The sequence below is a fragment of the Companilactobacillus mindensis DSM 14500 genome, from assembly GCF_001434275.1.
In the GTDB taxonomy this organism is placed as follows: domain Bacteria; phylum Bacillota; class Bacilli; order Lactobacillales; family Lactobacillaceae; genus Companilactobacillus; species Companilactobacillus mindensis.
The window spans coordinates 65,710-81,502 of the sequence record NZ_AZEZ01000004.1 but is presented as its reverse complement, the minus strand read 5'-3'; the positions used below and the strand labels follow the sequence as shown (position 1 = coordinate 81,502).

Below are 15,793 nucleotides of genomic sequence, written 5' to 3'. Positions count from 1 at the left end.
CTAAAATAATAACACTACAGTATATAGTATTAAAAGTACTCGGATAATCGAAAGCGTGTTGTTATAGAGAATCTTAACTTTTTTATATTTTAGAATGATGAATAGTGCTGACAAGTTGATTCTATGGATCAATTCAACATAAAGTTATGTCAATATTTAACCCCGCAATATCGATAATATTGTGGGGCCTTTGTCATTTAATAATTAGCATTCTGAGGATCGTTTTGATCGTGCAAATAAACAGAAGTGATGTGGTTATTCTCATCATCAACACGAATAAAGGTTCCGAATCGATTCTCCCACGTGTAACTCATCCCTTGGTCAGGGAGGTATTTGGAGCTATAAATAGAACCGACGTTGCTTTGGACGGTTTGAACATCTTCAATACCAAATTCGGTAGCATTGGCTTGGGTCAAATCCCAGTTACTTTCAGACGAATGCGTTTGGTCCTCAGCGTGATTTTGTTCAACATTGTCGATGACTTTGTCTTGATCGTCAGTAGTATCAGTTTCTGAGGCGTCCTCATTGGTTGCTTTTTTCTTTGAAGTAGGTTTGGCATTGAATGGTTTTTTTTGATTAGCTTTTTTAGTTGTTTGTGTTGTCTTGGCGTCATTATTGACTTGACCGTGTAAAAGATCACCACCAAAATGCCAAATATTGATTGCTCCAACGATGATCAAAAGTACTATCACCCATTTATTGTGTGTTTTCATTAAATGATCCCCTTAAAAAAGCTACCCCCTAAAAGAGTAGCTTCATGGACTTATTTTAATCCAGTTTGACTTTTACCACTGACCGTATCATTAGTGATCGTGACGATAAAGTTGGCGCCAGTTTCACCTTTGAGACCACTGGAGTAGGTGTATTCCTTTTGTGTCGTGTTATTGACAGAACTTTCAGCATAACCGTTGGGTTTGCCTAGATTTTGCAATAATTGGGTTTCAGAGTCGCCATTTTGAATTTTTTCGTAGTCGGCTAAAGATAATTTCTTGTTCCGAGTTACTTTCAGACCAGTGATAGCTTTACTGATAGCATGGTCGTTAGTGAAATTGACTGTCAGATTCGATCCTAGTTGACCGTCAGCAATCTTGTTCCAAGTGACGACATTAGTTGAAATATTTTGGACGGTGCTAGTTGAAGTGGAATTAGGTTCGCCGAAAAGTTTACCAAGGATCTCTTGGCTCAAGCCGTCAGTTTGGCTCAAATAAATTCCGTTGTATTGTTTGAGTGTCAGACCAGTTTTCTTGGCGACTTTCTTTTTGGGAGTAGCTTTTTTCTTAGCCACTTTAGTAGTCTTTTGACTGAAAGGGCCAGTAGAAGTCATTTTCATTCCACCGAAACCACCAGCAGCGAGTAACAGAATAAAGATTATTCCCCAAAACCACCAACGCTTGTAAAAATGTTTTTTAGTTTTCTTTTGAGACCGGTGCAATTGTGTTCTTGTCGGTAAATTGTTATTATCCATGAAAGGCTCCCCCTTAACTGATAACGCTTTACTAATATTTTATCAGTAACAGGAAATAAATGTGCTTTTATAAGCAAAAAATAAGTCTTAATTATTCGACTTTACGGATTGAAGGCACATAAAAGGGACTTGTGACAAAACTATATTTTTCATTAAATTAAACATGCAGCCATAAATGTGCAACAGAACTCAACTTTTTGTGCATAATAGTAAAGGCCTCAATATTCATAATGCGAATATTGAGGCCTTTGCTATTATTGCTCGGGAGGTAACCGAGTTCTGTTGCACTCTGTAAAATAATTATTTGTCAGCTTTCTTTTCAGCAGCTTCGCGTTGTTGTTTCTTGTATCTCAGACCAATAGGAACGAGATTTTCTTGACCTTTGAGCAAACGCTTGATATTAGGGATGTGGCGATAATAAATAATGACAGTAATAATAATTGCGACGGTTGTAAGGATCCAGTCGTGCAAGAAGAAGGTCGCAATGGTGAAGAATAAGATGGTTGTTAAACTAGCCACACTGACCATGCTAGTTACATAAACGATCATAGCTAGGAAAATAAAACAAATTACGAATAATAATGGGTTATAAGCTAACAAGATCCCTGCACTTGTAGCGACGGCCTTGCCACCACGGAATTTTAAAAAGATCGAATAGCAGTGGCCAACTACGGCACAGATACCGACGAACAAGACTAAATGATGATCGAGTCCGAAGAAAACTGGCATCAAAGCTCCTAGAGTACCTTTTAGAATATCGATGACCAAAACAACAGTTCCGGCGACTTTACCTAGAACACGGTAGGCATTAGTTGTACCAACGTTGCCGCTGCCGTATTCAAAAATGTTCTTGTGAAAAAATATTTTGGCGACTAAATAAGCAGTTGGAAACGATCCGATTAAATAGGCCAGAATTATACAAATGAGAAGTTTCATTAAAAAATCACTCTCTTAGCTTTATTTTTTGGTATATTGTAACTCTATGGTATTTTAACAGAATTATAAATACCAACTTAGATATTATCTACTATTTTAGCCAAAAGTAAAAGATTTCTCTTGAATACGAACGTATATTCGTATATTGTGAATAGTGTTATAATACTAGAATGTCGCTAGTAGTAAATGAAAAGGAATGATATAAATGCCAAAATCATCTTATGATGATTCGTCAATTCAAATCCTTGAAGGATTAGAAGCTGTACGAAAAAGACCTGGTATGTACATTGGTTCCACAGATTCACGTGGATTACATCACTTGGTCTATGAAATAGTTGATAACGCGGTCGATGAAGCTCTGTCAGGCTTCGGTAAAGAGATCAACGTTACGATCAATCAAGATGGCAGTATCACCGTAGTTGACCATGGACGTGGAATGCCTACGGGGATGCATGCTTCTGGTAAACCGACTATTGAAGTTATCTTAACCGTCTTGCATGCCGGTGGTAAATTCTCTGAGAATAGTTACAAAACTTCCGGTGGATTGCACGGTGTTGGTTCTTCAGTCGTTAATGCTTTGTCGGAATGGATGACTGTTCGAGTTGTGCGTGACCACAAAGTTTATGAAGAACGTTTTGAAAATGGTGGTCACCCAGTAGGAACTTTGAAGAAGACTGGGACGACTAAAGAAGGTAACGGAACAACTATCAGTTTTAAACCGGATGCCAAAATTTTCCAAACAACTAAATACAATTACGACACGTTAGCAGAAAGATTGCGGGAATCAGCCTTTCTCTTGAAGGGCGTTAAGTTCACAATCACTGACAAACGTGGTGCCGAAGAGAAACAAGAAATTTTCCACTATGAAGACGGTATTCAGTCATTTGTTAAATATTTGAACGAAGACAAGGATACCTTAGGTGGTATTTTTTATGTTGAAGGCGAGAATTCCGGTATGGAGATCGAATTCTCCGGTCAATATAATGACGGTTATTCGGAAAACATTATTTCTTTTGTCAACAACGTTCGAACTGGTGATGGTGGTACGCACGAAGCCGGAATGAAATCTGGTTTGACCAAAGCGTTCAACGATTATGCTCGTAAAGTTGGCTTGTTGAAAGAGAATAGCAAGAATTTGGAAGGTAGCGATGTTCGTGAAGGACTTTCAGCTATTATTTCTGTTCGGATCCCTGAAGAGATCTTGCAATTCGAAGGTCAAACCAAAGGTAAACTAGGAACTCCTCAAGCTCGTTCAGCTGTAGATCAACTTGTCTACGAACAAATGAGTTTTTACTTGATGGAAAACGGCGAGCAGGCTCAAATGCTAGTCAAAAAGGCATTGAAAGCTCGTGAAGCTCGGGATGCTGCTAGAAAAGCTCGTGAAAGCAGCCGCAGCGGCAAGAAGAATAAAAAGACCGATGGATTATTGTCTGGTAAATTGACTCCTGCTCAATCGAAGAATCCCGCTAAGAATGAATTGTTCCTAGTCGAGGGTGATTCCGCCGGTGGTTCAGCTAAACAAGGTCGAGATCGTAAATTCCAAGCTATCTTGCCATTGCGTGGTAAAGTTTTGAATACTCAAAAAGCCAAGCTGGAAGATATTTACAAGAATGAAGAAATCAACACGATGATCTATACGATCGGTGCCGGCGTTGGAGCAGACTTTAAACTAGAAGACCGCAATTATGACAAAGTTATTATCATGACCGATGCCGATGATGATGGCTCACATATTCAAATCTTGTTGTTGACGTTCTTCTACCGTTACATGCGTCCTTTAGTCGAAGCTGGACATGTCTATATTGCCTTGTCACCTTTGTACAAGCTACAAAAGGGCAAAGGAGCTAAGACAAAGATCGAATATGCCTGGACACCAGATGAATTGCAAGCTGGTATCAAGAAGATGGGTAAAGGTTACGAGTTACAACGATTCAAAGGTTTAGGTGAAATGAATGCCGACCAACTTTGGAAGACAACTATGGATCCTGAAAACCGTATCCTGATCAGAGTCAACATTGACGACGCTGCTATCGCTGAAAGACGTGTTACGACGTTGATGGGCGATAAAGTTAAGCCTAGACGTGACTGGATCGAAAAGAATGTTCGTTTCAATGGTACCGAAGAAGGAGACAACATTTTGGAAAAGGTCGATGATACTGATCCCATCGACAGTCAAATCGTTGACGATTTATTGAATAAGGAATAGGTGATAAATAGTGACTGAAAATTCTCCTAAAATTCAAGATATCTCGCTCGAAAAAATCATGGGAGATCGATTTGCGAGATATTCAAAATCAATTATTCAAGAAAGAGCTTTGCCAGATATTCGTGATGGCTTGAAACCAGTTCAACGAAGAATTCTCTATTCAATGTATTTGGATGGCAATACTTATGACAAAGGTTTTAGAAAGTCAGCCAAGGGCGTTGGTAACGTTATGGGTAATTTCCATCCCCACGGTGACTCTTCGATCTATGAGGCTATGGTTCGTTTGTCTCAGGATTGGAAATTACGAAATCCTTTGATCGAAATGCACGGTAACAACGGTTCAATGGATGGTGATCCACCTGCTGCGATGCGTTATACCGAAGCTCGCTTGAGTAAAATATCTGGTGAAATGCTTCGTGATATCAACAAGGATACCGTTGATGAAGAGTGGAACTTTGATGACACTGAAAAAGAACCCAAAGTTTTGCCAGCTAGATTTCCTAATCTATTAGTCAATGGTGCCACTGGTATTTCAGCTGGTTATGCGACTGAGATCCCACCACACAATTTAGGTGAAGTCATCGATGCGACGATTCGGATGATCGACAAACCTAATGTGACGTTGGATGAATTGATGACAATCGTTAAGGGTCCTGATTTTCCAACTGGCGGTATCTTACAAGGTGCTTCAGGTATCAAGGATGCTTATACGACCGGACGTGGGAAAGTCTTCTTGCGTTCCAAGACTACGATCCAAGAGATCCGTGGCCACAAGCAACAGATCGTGATCACTGAGATCCCTTACGAAGTCAACAAAGCTTTATTAGTTAAAAAAATGGATGAGATCCGTGTCCTAAAGAAGGTCGACGGAATCGCTGAAGTTAGGGATGAATCCGACCGTCAAGGATTATCGATCGTAATCGAGTTGAAACGCGATGTTGACGCTAACGGAATTTTGAATTACATGTTCAAGAACACTGATTTACAGATTTCGTACAACTTTAACATGGTTGCCATTGCTGACATGCGTCCTCAACAGGTCGGTTTAGTTCAAATCCTGAAGGAATATATAGAACATCAAAAAGACGTCGTCTTACGACGCAGTCAATTTGATCTTACTAAAGCTAAAAAACGCCTTCACATTGTTGAAGGTTTGATCAAAGCTTTGTCGATCCTTGATAAAGTTATTAAGACGATCCATGGCAGCAAGAATAAATCCGATGCCAAAACTAATCTGATAAAATCGTATAAATTTACTGATGAACAAGCTGAAGCTATCGTTTCCTTACAACTCTATCGTTTGACTAATACTGACGTTACTGAGTTGGAAAAAGAAGACAAAGAGTTGAACAGCCAGATCGATACCTTTACTAAGATTATTGAAGATCCTAAGACTTTGATGAAAGTGATCAAGAAAGAATTGCGTGAAGTACGTAATACTTATGCTGATGACCGTCGGACTAAGATCGAAGCGAAAGTTGCCGAAATTGAAGTCGATACGCGAGTTATGGTTGCTAGTGAAGATGTTCGTTTGTTGGTCAGTCACGACGGTTACGTTAAACGCAGCAGTTTGCGGTCATATCAAGCTTCAACGGCTGACGACAATGGCTTAAAGGATGAAGATTATCCTATCATCGATACGAATGCCAATACTTTAGACCATGTCTTTATCTTTACGGACAAGGGAAATCTGATCTATCGACAAGTCTTTGAGATTGAAGATAGTCGTTGGAAGGATACTGGTTCCCACTTGTCTCAAGTTATTGGTTTGGACAGCGATGAGTCGATCCTCAAAGCCTTTGTCTTCAAAGACCTTAAAGAAACTGGCAATTTCTTGATCGGTACGAATGAAAACTACATCAAGCAAGTCAGTTTCCAAGATCTATTGCCAGGACGAACATACAAGTCCAGAGCTTCAAAATACTGTAAATTAAAAGAAAGCACTGGCAGAGTTTTCGACGTTTATTATGTCGACAGTGATGCTAAAAACTTGATCTATGTCTTTACGAAACATTCATACGCCTCAGCATTCCCAGTTTCTGAAGTACCGGTAGTCAGTGGTAAGGCTATCGGGGTAAAATTTGTCAGCCTCAAGACTGACGACCAATTGGCCGGCTATTTCTTAGCTGGTGACGAGAGTGAAAAAATTGCTCTCTTGACTCAACGTGGTTCATACAAGCAAATGAAACTTTCTGAGATTCCAGTAACAAGTCGGGCTCGTCGCGGTGTCTTGACCTTGCGTGAATTGAAACGCCAGCCACATCGAATTTGTTTAGTAACTAATATCACCAATGATATGGATATTTCGATCATGACTGATGCTAACCAAGAGATCGCAATCGATCGAGCTAGTCATCAAAGTACCGACCGTTATTCCAACGGCTCATTTATTATGGATCCAGCAACTGATGGAACTCCAGTGAGATTTGTGAAAAAAATTAATGAAAAAGAATGATATAAATAACATACTTTAGTTTTATATAGTATTATTATCTTATTGAATATATTAATTTTTACTTTCATAAATACCTAGGAGGATTCTCTTATTGTTGGACGAAAAATCAAGAAGAGTCTTTAGTTCCAAAGCTTTAAATTATTTCGATGAATTAACCAAGAACATGAGTTACACTAAAACGGCGCAGTTGTTAGGCATTACGCAGCCAGCTTTGACCCAGCAGATCAAAAAGATCGAACACGTAGTCGGAGCGCCATTGTTTTACAGTGTTGGTAAGAAGATCTATCTGACTGACGCGGGAACATCCCTGTTGAAAGCTACGCATCAAATATTTGATTTGATCAACAACGTTACCGATCAGATTCAACAGGAGTCATCTGAAAAGAGCGGTACGATCAGTATCGGGTTGTTGTCAACAGCTGAGTCCGTTGTGATCGAAGATTTTATCGTTGAGTACAACCGGATCAATCCAAACGTCGTGATCGATTTGAACTTATTGACGCGAAAAGAATTGTGGGACAACATTCAAAACAATCAGATCGACTTGGCCATCATGTATTTACCAGATAAAAATATCAAGAGTTGGAAAGTCTACAAATCCAAGAAGATCATCAGCGACAATATCATGTTGATCCACAACAACGAAAAGATCAGCAAGCGCAAGTCAGTCTGCTATAAAGATGCAATCGCTAAACCATGGGCAACCTATTTGAAGACGTATTACTTCTCAGAATTATTGCGAGAACGCTTCAGGGATGCTTTGGTCGATTATCCGCAAGTTGTTGCGAGATTTTCATCGCCTTATCAACTCTTGAAGTTTGCTCAAGAATCTGACGATATATACACGGTTTTGCCATTGAGTTTTTGCATCGCACATCAATCAATGTTTAAACTTTATCAAACGCCACTTGAACCGACTATATCAAGTGATTTATCATTTGTATATCGAGAAGATAAAGAAAAGATTCCACGTATTGAAGAATTCCTGAATGAATGGGATAATTTTTTAAGTGAAATGAGTTACATTGATCGTCTAAAATCTTCTAGATAAAATTTAAAAAGGGGTATCGTACACATGCCAAAGGAAAAAGAATTAGTTTTCGGACACAAAAATCCTGATACAGATGCTGTTTCAGCAGCTATTGCTTATTCATATTTACAAAATCAACTAGGTTACAACACTGAAGCCGTTGCTTTAGGTGAACCAAACCTAGAAACAAAATTTGTTTATGACCATTTCAACGTTAAGTACCCACGTGTTATCTCAGCCATCAATGGTGAAGTTAAAAAGGTTATGCTTGTTGATCACAACGAAAAACAACAAAGCGTTTCTGACATCGACGACGTAGAAGTTACTCACGTAGTTGACCACCACAGAATCGCTAACTTTGAAACAACTCAACCATTGTACTATCGTGCAGAACCACTTGGCTGTGTAAGTACAATCGTTTGGAAGATGTACCTTGAAAATGATGTTGAGATTCCTGGCCAAATCGCTGCTATCATGGCATCATCAATCATCTCTGATACATTGTTATTAAAATCACCTACAACAACTGATGAAGATCGTGCTGCTTTGAAGAGCTTGGCTGAAACTGCTGGTATCGATTACGAATCATATGGTCTTGAAATGTTGAAAGCTGGTACTAACCTTGACAGCAAGTCAACTCAAGAACTTATCGATATGGATGCTAAGAGTTTTGACATGAACGGCAACTCTGTCCGTGTTGCTCAAGTAAACACAGTTGATGTTAACGATACTTTGAAACGTGAAGAAGGATTCGTCAACGATATCAAAGCTGAAAATGCTGACAAGGGCTACAACTTGTTCGTACTTCTAATTACTAACATTTTGACAAGTGACACAACTGGTATCATCATCGGTGATGACAAGGCTATTGAGACATTTGAAAAAGCCTTGAATACTAAAGTTACTGACAACAAAGCTAGTTTGCCTGGTGTCGTATCACGTAAGAAGCAAGTCGTTCCTCCATTGACAGATCAATTTAACTAAAAACTAAAAAAGTGCAATTGATTATTAGTGTAAAATCACCTCTGGTTCAAGAATACTGAATCAGAGGTGATTTTTTTGTAAATTTTTAACAATATCCTTTACAAAACATACAGATAATTAACAAGAAATTAATCAAGATTTTACAGTCGTTTATTATACTTAAATCAGTGATCAAGCTTAGAATATTCGTTGAAATTGATTTTAAAATAAAAAATAGCTATTTTTTTAAATATATATCATGTTTTTAGCGATTATTTACCAACAATATAAATGTAACCGATTCCTTTTATTGAAGACGGATTCAATTTTCTGATATAATACTTGCATTGTCAGAAAACTACTGGGGGTTTTGTTGCAGTAGTCTTGAATTTGAGATAATAAGTTTAGTTCACAGAGGGAGTTTTAGTTAATGAACGCATTAAATCTATTAATTGGTCTTATGCCAATGATCGGGTGGGGACTATTTCCTATCCTGACAGGTAAATTTGGTGGAAAGCCGGTTAACCAGATTCTGGGAACAACTTATGGTACGTTGATCTTTGCCATAGTTGTTGCTGTCGCACGTCAGACGCCGATGTTGGGTGGCAAAGAATTTCTCTTTACCTTCTTATCAGGTGCCTTTTGGTCCATGGGTCAGATTTTAGTATTTTATGCTTTTGCCGAAATGGGTGTTTCTAGAACCATGCCAGTATCAACTGGTTTCCAACTGGTCGGTGCATCGCTTTGGAGTGTTTTCGTTCTTGGCGAGTGGGCCAGTGGTAGTGCTAAATTGATTGGTTTTTCAGCCATTGTTTTGATTATTTTCGGAGTTTATCTCACAACGTTCAGTGAGCAAAAATTACCTAAAGAAGACGGTGGCATGAACGCCGTTAAGGGTGTTTTATTAGTCGCTTGTGCTGAGATCGGCTATCTAGGTTACTCAGCTTTCCCACAAGGGGTCAAAGTAAGCGGCTTTGAAGCCTTTTTACCTCAAGCTTTAGGGATGGCTGTAGTCGCAACTATTTTTGCAGTAGCTACTAGACAAAACCGTTCCGAAAAGCCTTTTTCAACTAAGAGTTCGTATACGAATATCATCAGTGGTTTCTTCTTCGCTTTCGCAGCTTTGACATACTTGATCTCCGCTAGACCATCAGTCAATGGTTTGGCAACCGGCTTTATCTTGTCACAGATGAATGTTGTCATTGCAACTTTGGGTGGTATTTACATCTTGCACGAAAGAAAGACTCACAAGGAGATGGCCTTTATCGTCGCTGGTTTGGTATTAGTTGTCATCGCCGGTATCGTAACGACATTACTATAAAAACGCAACATAAAAACACGTTGGAGGTCAATTCCAGCGTGCTTTTTTGTTATATATCAGAGAGTTTTAGATTCAAATGGTCTATCTTTTATTAATCTATACAAAATTGGGAGGATATTTATTATATGTAGTATTAATGAGAAAATCATATTTTGTAATGTATATCTAAGGAGTGTACATTGTCAGATGCTTTTATCTATCTGACGACTAGAATATAAACCCGAATGACTTCCCAGTTAAATAATCTGCTCGCTTATTTAGTATAGCTACGCAAAGCCGGTGGGTTATAGTTAATGATAAATTCACCGATTTCGGGTAAGGAATCGCTGAATAACAAGGTTTTACGAGTCTTTTCAACCATGAAATTCTTCTTTACCATTGTGTCGAAGAAACTTGCCAATTCGTCATAATAGTGATCGACATTGTAAAAGATACATGGCGTAATGCTATCGCCAACGATCGTCCATGAAAAGGCTTCAGAGATCTCTTCCAGAGTTCCTGGTCCGCCAGGCAAAGCAATGTTAGCTACAGAGTTTTTTAGCATCGCTTGTTTTCTGGCTGACATATCAGGCAAGATATCCAGTTTAGTTAAGTTAGGGTGTGCCAAGTTGCGGTCGTACAGTTCTTGAGTGATGATGCCGTGCACAGTTCCACCGTTATCTAAAACACTGTCGGCGACAACGCCCATCAAGCCAAAGCGGCCGCCACCATAAGTCAAGCCATAATTATTTTTAACCAGCCATTGGCCCAATTTCTTTGCACCTTTCGTATAGACATCATCGTTGCCAGTTGAGGCACCGCAGTATACTGCTATATTTTTCATAGTAACTCCTTAAATATCATAATTAGTTTCGCGTTTGAGTCGACGATAATACATTAATGACGGCGTATCCAAAGCGTCTAAAGCTCGTTGCTGGTCGGTCGACAACTCTTTTGTACTGAGAGCCAACAAGATAAACGTCGTGTAAAGCTTTTTAGGTGCTAAGTCTAATTTAGTTGCGTCGCTATCTCGTTTTAGATCTCGGTGCAAGGCACTGACAGTCAACAATGGCGTATTAGCCCCACGATTGCGGCTCAAGAAGAGATTGTCATTGTCCCAGAAAGTTTTATAGGGTTCGATATAATCTCGGTACTGGCTTAAAAATTGCTTTTGAGCGGTATCAAAGTCCAATTGTTGAAATTTTTGATAAAAATCAGGTTTAAGTGCTTCTTTATAATTGAAACCCTTAGAGATTATTAGAATCAACAGTCGCGTATAAATACTGAGATCCATCTTCAAGTACTCTGGAAGCTTCAAAAAAACGACCGTCGGAAAGTCAGTCTGTTTAGGAACAGTCACGCTGTTGATATTCAAAGTCGGTATTTCAGGAGTCTTTTTGACACCGAAGAGATATTTGAAGTAAACGTTGAGGTTACTGATGACTTTGTTGATCGTACTAGCGCTGAGCTGTAAGTTTTCCAGCATAAAGTTTTTAAATAGGCGGACATCCATTTCGTGGACATCTTTGATATCTTCGGATATTTTATAGTCATTGTTATGTTGGATCGTATAATTAAAAAAATCAGTCAGTGAATTCATGTACTCAGTGTGTGCTTTGGGTGAGATATTTCGAGTTTTTAAGTAGGCTTCAAAGCCTGAGAGATAAGGAATTTTAACCATAAGATAACCTCCTTGTAACTATTATACAGTTAGTCAAATTCACTCACAAAAAAATATATACAAAAAAAGAGCCAGAAAGTATTTTCCAGCTCCCACGATTTATTTTACAGTAACGTCCAAAGCTTCATCGCCAGGTTTGACAGCTTTTTCTTCGAAGTCGGGCATGTCTTTGACAGCATCGGAATTAGTAACGATCGTCATGATAGCCGTGTCTTTATTGGCAGCTTTGACTTGAGCCAAATCCATTGTAGCCAATTTTTGACCAGCTTTGACAGTGTCGCCTTCTTTGACGAACGTTTCGAAAGGCTTGCCGTTTAGTTCAACCGTATCGATGCCTAAGTGCAACATCACTTCCAAGCCGTGGTCTGAAGTGATCATCAAAGCGTGTTTAGTAGGGAAGACGGTTCCAATAACGCCACCGATCGGCGCAAATATTTCATCTTGATCGGGAGTTATGGCAAATCCATCGCCCATTAATTTTTGTGAAAAGACTGGGTCGCTGACTTTATCCAAGTGAATTAGTTCACCGCTAGCCGGTGCCACGAATTTATCGACCTTTTTTCTTGAAAATAACCCCATAGTAAAATTCCTCCTCAAAATATCTCAAAAATATATCAATGGGTCAATTTAGATAATGCGCTTACAGTTTGTGCATTAATACAATTATAAATAATTCAGGTTAGTTTGCAAGATACCGAGTGCAGCTTTAACTTAATTATTATATTTGGGATGCTTTTTGCCGATGAAATCGCTTAACCACGTTGATAATAATAGCTCATTTAAAATAAAATTACAATATATTACATTTATTCTATATAAAGATGAAATAAAAATCCATTAAGCTTGACGAAATTGCTGTGGCGTTTGAGTGAAGCTTTCTTTAAAACAAGTATTGAAGTAAGTGTCACTGTTAAATCCGCAACGAGCAGCAATCGTTTTGATTGAATAGTCAGTCTCTTGTAGCAGTTCTTTAGCATGCTTTAAACGAATTTGTTGTAAGTAACTAGTGGGACTAATGCCAGTTGCCTTAGCGAAGGTCCGTTGTAAGTTTGAGACGCTCCCATGGCAGTCAGCAGCAATCTTTTCCAAAGATAGGTGTTGCTGATAATTGTCGGCGAGATACTGTTTGATCTCAGTGACCCAGAGGTCATTGGGTAATTTGTTGCCAGTGGGAAGACATCTTTTGCAAGGACGAAAACCTTGAATTAAAGCTTCATCACTGTTGGCGAAGATCACGACATTTTCTCTTTTAGGAGTTTTGGAAGGGCAGTTGGGACGGCAAAAGATGTGGGTTGTTTTAACGCCATAGAAAAAAGGCTGTTTAGGGATCTGATTGGTTATAATGGTTTGCCAACGTTTTTGGGTTAAGGGATGTTTCATAATGAGCCTCGGTAGTTTGGTTTAAAGAATTAAACTGCAAGATTTTTAAATAGAGTTTAGCATATACTAGGCATATAGAAAAGTTGGTGACAAAAATGCAGACGATTTATTATCATTCTTATGAGATATTAGGACATCATTATCTAGTTGGAGCTACTGAGTTAGGCTTAGCTTTTGTTGGTTCACAGGAGGGGACGGTTGCCGAACTAAGACGGTTTTATCCAGAACGTGACTTAATTGCTGACAAAACAGTCATAGAACCGTATATTTTGCAATTAAGTGAGTATTTACAAGGCAGGCGACAAACTTTTGATTTTAAAACTGACATAACTGGGACGCCATTTCAAAAAGCAGTTTGGAAGCAGCTGCAAAAGGATCCCCTATGGACAGACGTCTAATTACTCTTTGGTGGCTCAACAGATTGATCGACCTAAGGCTATGCGAGCAGTTGGGACAGCAATCGGTAAGAATCCGCTTCTAATGGTGATACCTTGTCATCGGGTTTTGACTAAAACTGGCCAATTAGGGGGCTATCGTGGTGGTTTGACAATGAAAAAAGCGTTATTAAACTTAGAACAAGCAAACAAATAAAAGACTTATCGGAAATTTTTTCGGTAGGTCTTTTCATTTGCGTAAGAATAGCTTATACTAGCTTTAAATTTAGGTGAGTAAATACTCACTCACTCAACTTTTACCACGGAGGAAACACTAATGTATGAAGCAATAATCTCGTTAAATAACGTTGTTAAGAAATTTGGCAAGCAGACAGTGTTGAGAAACATCAATTTTCAAGTCCCTCAGGGACGGATCATTGGCTTGATCGGTCCTTCCGGTGCAGGGAAGTCGACTATTATCAAGGTAATCCTAGGGATGGAAGTCCCAGATAGTGGCCAGACAACGATTTTTAATCAGAAGATGCCCAATCGTAAGCTCTTAGGGAAAATCGGCTATATGGCTCAATCAGACGCTCTGTACGAACAATTGACCGGCCGAGAGAATCTACAGTTTTATGCGGACATGAAAGAACTCACTAAGACTGCTGCAGCACAACAGATCAAACATGTTACCCAAGTCGTTGATTTGACGAAGGCTTTGGACAAACGGGTCAGTGGCTATTCAGACGGGATGAAACGGCGATTGTCTTTAGCGATTGCGTTATTAGGTTTCAATCAGATCTTAATTTTGGATGAACCGACTGTTGGCGTGGATCCAGCTTTGCGTCGACAGATCTGGTCTGAATTGCAGAATCTACGTAACCAAGGCAAGACGATCCTAGTCACGACTCACGTGATGGATGAAGCTGAATTGACTGATGATGTGGCCTTATTGTTAGGTGGGCAGATCATTGCTTATAACGATCCGTACAGTTTGAAACAAGCGTACCAAGTCAATTCAATCGAAGAGGTATTTTTGAAAGCGGAGGCGATCCAAAATGAGAACAATCTCTATCGCTAAAAGAGTTACGAGAGAATTATTTCGGGATAAAAGAACCTTGATGTTGATGTTTTTAGCTCCAATTCTAGTATTATTTTTAATGAAGCTAGTTTTTTCAACTAATTCGTCAACCAATGTCGATTTGGCCACAGTCAACGTCAATACGTCCTTAGTTAAGACCTTGGATAAAGTTAGTCATGTCGATACGCATAAATATACGACTGATAAAAAGGCTCAAAATGCTTTAACGAAGATCCAAAGTCAACTACCTAACCAAGCACCAAAAAAGCAAACGCAGAGTAAGATCATCAATCATTACCAGTACGGTAATAGCGATACTAACTTCTTTGATAAGATCGTGCCAATCTTGATGGGATTTTTCGTCTTCTTCTTTGTCTTCTTGATCTCAGGGATGGCTTTGTTGAACGAACGGACGTCAGGAACTTTGAATCGACTATTGGCAACACCAGTTAAACGTTCAGAGATTGTCTTCGGATATATGCTCAGTTACGGCGGTTTAGCCATCATTCAAACCTTGATCATCGTCTTATTTACAGTCTGGGCTTTAAAAGTGGAAGTAGTTGGGAATATTCTTTACGTAATTTTGATTAACTTCATCTTAGCGTTAGTTGCCTTAGCTTTTGGTATTTTGATGTCGACCTTTGCTAAGTCGGAGTTTCAGATGATGCAATTTATTCCTTTAGTCATTGTGCCCCAAGTCTTCTTCTCAGGTATCATTCCTTTGGACACGATGGCAAATGGCGTCAAAGTGATTTCCTATATCTTGCCGTTAAAATACGCGGGGGATGCTTTGAGTGGCATTGTCATGTCAGGAAACGGATTTTTACAGATCTTGCCTGATATCGGCATTTTATTGGTCTTCTTAGTAATTTTGACAGTAATGAACATTCTCGGTTTAAAGAAATATAGAAAGGTCTAACAA

The 15,793-nt window shown here is 39.0% G+C and carries 14 protein-coding genes and 1 pseudogene; 8 read left to right on the top strand and 7 right to left on the bottom strand.

Annotated features, from left to right (window positions below; genetic code table 11):
* Positions 1–197 precede the first annotated feature (197 nt).
* From FD29_RS00960 to plsY, 3 genes are all read right to left on the bottom strand, one after another.
* On the bottom strand, positions 198–713 hold the full coding sequence (locus FD29_RS00960; RefSeq protein ID WP_057887112.1) for a hypothetical protein: 516 nt from the start codon (positions 711–713) through the stop codon (positions 198–200).
* A gap of 50 nt (positions 714–763) precedes the next feature.
* The gene (locus FD29_RS00955) at positions 764–1,465 is read right to left on the bottom strand and encodes a DUF3862 domain-containing protein (protein WP_057887111.1); all 702 of its coding nucleotides are present in this window, start codon (positions 1,463–1,465) and stop codon (positions 764–766) included.
* A 300-nt stretch (positions 1,466–1,765) separates the two neighbouring features.
* Positions 1,766–2,401 (bottom strand): glycerol-3-phosphate 1-O-acyltransferase PlsY, encoded by a 636-nt coding sequence (gene plsY, locus FD29_RS00950; RefSeq protein ID WP_057887110.1) that lies wholly within the window; start codon positions 2,399–2,401, stop codon positions 1,766–1,768.
* A 205-nt stretch (positions 2,402–2,606) separates the two neighbouring features.
* Here plsY and parE point away from each other — a divergent pair, with 205 nt between their 5' ends.
* From parE to rbsU, 5 genes are all read left to right on the top strand, one after another.
* The gene (gene parE, locus FD29_RS00945) at positions 2,607–4,607 is read left to right on the top strand and encodes a DNA topoisomerase IV subunit B (RefSeq protein ID WP_057887109.1); all 2,001 of its coding nucleotides are present in this window, start codon (positions 2,607–2,609) and stop codon (positions 4,605–4,607) included.
* Between the two features lie 10 nt (positions 4,608–4,617).
* Positions 4,618–7,062 (top strand): DNA topoisomerase IV subunit A, encoded by a 2,445-nt coding sequence (gene parC, locus FD29_RS00940; RefSeq protein WP_147007887.1) that lies wholly within the window; start codon positions 4,618–4,620, stop codon positions 7,060–7,062.
* A gap of 94 nt (positions 7,063–7,156) precedes the next feature.
* Positions 7,157–8,113 carry a LysR family transcriptional regulator gene (locus tag FD29_RS00935; protein ID WP_057887174.1) on the top strand — a complete coding sequence of 319 codons (957 nt, stop codon included), beginning with the start codon at positions 7,157–7,159 and terminating at the stop codon, positions 8,111–8,113.
* Between the two features lie 24 nt (positions 8,114–8,137).
* Positions 8,138–9,076 carry a manganese-dependent inorganic pyrophosphatase gene (locus FD29_RS00930; RefSeq protein ID WP_057887108.1) on the top strand — a complete coding sequence of 313 codons (939 nt, stop codon included), beginning with the start codon at positions 8,138–8,140 and terminating at the stop codon, positions 9,074–9,076.
* A gap of 409 nt (positions 9,077–9,485) precedes the next feature.
* On the top strand, positions 9,486–10,376 hold the full coding sequence (gene rbsU, locus FD29_RS00925) for a ribose/proton symporter RbsU (RefSeq protein WP_057887107.1): 891 nt from the start codon (positions 9,486–9,488) through the stop codon (positions 10,374–10,376).
* 253 nt (positions 10,377–10,629) lie between these two features.
* Here the strand turns inward: rbsU and FD29_RS00920 are convergent, their stop codons facing one another.
* The 4 genes from FD29_RS00920 to FD29_RS00905 all read right to left on the bottom strand — a co-directional run bounded on the left by FD29_RS00920 (position 10,630) and on the right by FD29_RS00905 (position 13,416).
* Positions 10,630–11,199, bottom strand: a complete 570-nt coding sequence (locus FD29_RS00920) for an LOG family protein (protein ID WP_057887106.1) — start codon at positions 11,197–11,199, stop codon at positions 10,630–10,632.
* A gap of 9 nt (positions 11,200–11,208) precedes the next feature.
* Entirely contained in the window at positions 11,209–12,036 is an 828-nt protein-coding gene (locus tag FD29_RS00915) for a site-specific integrase (protein ID WP_057887105.1), read from the bottom strand.
* Between the two features lie 99 nt (positions 12,037–12,135).
* Positions 12,136–12,615 (bottom strand): PTS sugar transporter subunit IIA, encoded by a 480-nt coding sequence (locus FD29_RS00910; RefSeq protein ID WP_057887104.1) that lies wholly within the window; start codon positions 12,613–12,615, stop codon positions 12,136–12,138.
* 258 nt (positions 12,616–12,873) lie between these two features.
* Complete coding sequence (locus tag FD29_RS00905; protein ID WP_057887103.1) at positions 12,874–13,416, bottom strand: bifunctional transcriptional activator/DNA repair enzyme AdaA; 543 nt, start codon at positions 13,414–13,416, stop codon at positions 12,874–12,876.
* A 95-nt stretch (positions 13,417–13,511) separates the two neighbouring features.
* Between FD29_RS00905 and FD29_RS00900 the strand changes: the two are divergent.
* From FD29_RS00900 to FD29_RS00890, 3 genes and pseudogenes are all read left to right on the top strand, one after another.
* A pseudogene (locus tag FD29_RS00900) lies at positions 13,512–14,007 on the top strand (methylated-DNA--[protein]-cysteine S-methyltransferase).
* A 120-nt stretch (positions 14,008–14,127) separates the two neighbouring features.
* Complete coding sequence (locus FD29_RS00895; protein ID WP_057887102.1) at positions 14,128–14,871, top strand: ABC transporter ATP-binding protein; 744 nt, start codon at positions 14,128–14,130, stop codon at positions 14,869–14,871.
* Positions 14,849–15,790: an ABC transporter permease gene (locus FD29_RS00890; RefSeq protein WP_057887101.1), complete on the top strand. Its 942-nt coding sequence runs from the start codon at positions 14,849–14,851 to the stop codon at positions 15,788–15,790. Before FD29_RS00895 ends, FD29_RS00890 begins: the two co-directional genes overlap by 23 nt.
* Positions 15,791–15,793: the final 3 nt, after the last annotated feature.

Excerpts from the sequence above, each read along its gene's own strand:
- plsY (WP_057887110.1), bottom strand. The coding sequence starts at position 2,401 with ATGAAACTTCTCATTTGTATAATTCTGGCCTATTTAATCGGATCGTTT.
- FD29_RS00960 (WP_057887112.1), bottom strand. The coding sequence starts at position 713 with ATGAAAACACACAATAAATGGGTGATAGTACTTTTGATCATCGTTGGA.
- FD29_RS00895 (WP_057887102.1), top strand. The coding sequence starts at position 14,128 with ATGTATGAAGCAATAATCTCGTTAAATAACGTTGTTAAGAAATTTGGC.
- FD29_RS00955 (WP_057887111.1), bottom strand. The coding sequence starts at position 1,465 with ATGGATAATAACAATTTACCGACAAGAACACAATTGCACCGGTCTCAA.
- parE (WP_057887109.1), top strand. The coding sequence starts at position 2,607 with ATGCCAAAATCATCTTATGATGATTCGTCAATTCAAATCCTTGAAGGA.
- FD29_RS00920 (WP_057887106.1), bottom strand. The coding sequence starts at position 11,199 with ATGAAAAATATAGCAGTATACTGCGGTGCCTCAACTGGCAACGATGAT.
- FD29_RS00915 (WP_057887105.1), bottom strand. The coding sequence starts at position 12,036 with ATGGTTAAAATTCCTTATCTCTCAGGCTTTGAAGCCTACTTAAAAACT.
- FD29_RS00890 (WP_057887101.1), top strand. The coding sequence starts at position 14,849 with ATGAGAACAATCTCTATCGCTAAAAGAGTTACGAGAGAATTATTTCGG.
- FD29_RS00905 (WP_057887103.1), bottom strand. The coding sequence starts at position 13,416 with ATGAAACATCCCTTAACCCAAAAACGTTGGCAAACCATTATAACCAAT.
- FD29_RS00910 (WP_057887104.1), bottom strand. The coding sequence starts at position 12,615 with ATGGGGTTATTTTCAAGAAAAAAGGTCGATAAATTCGTGGCACCGGCT.
- rbsU (WP_057887107.1), top strand. The coding sequence starts at position 9,486 with ATGAACGCATTAAATCTATTAATTGGTCTTATGCCAATGATCGGGTGG.
- FD29_RS00930 (WP_057887108.1), top strand. The coding sequence starts at position 8,138 with ATGCCAAAGGAAAAAGAATTAGTTTTCGGACACAAAAATCCTGATACA.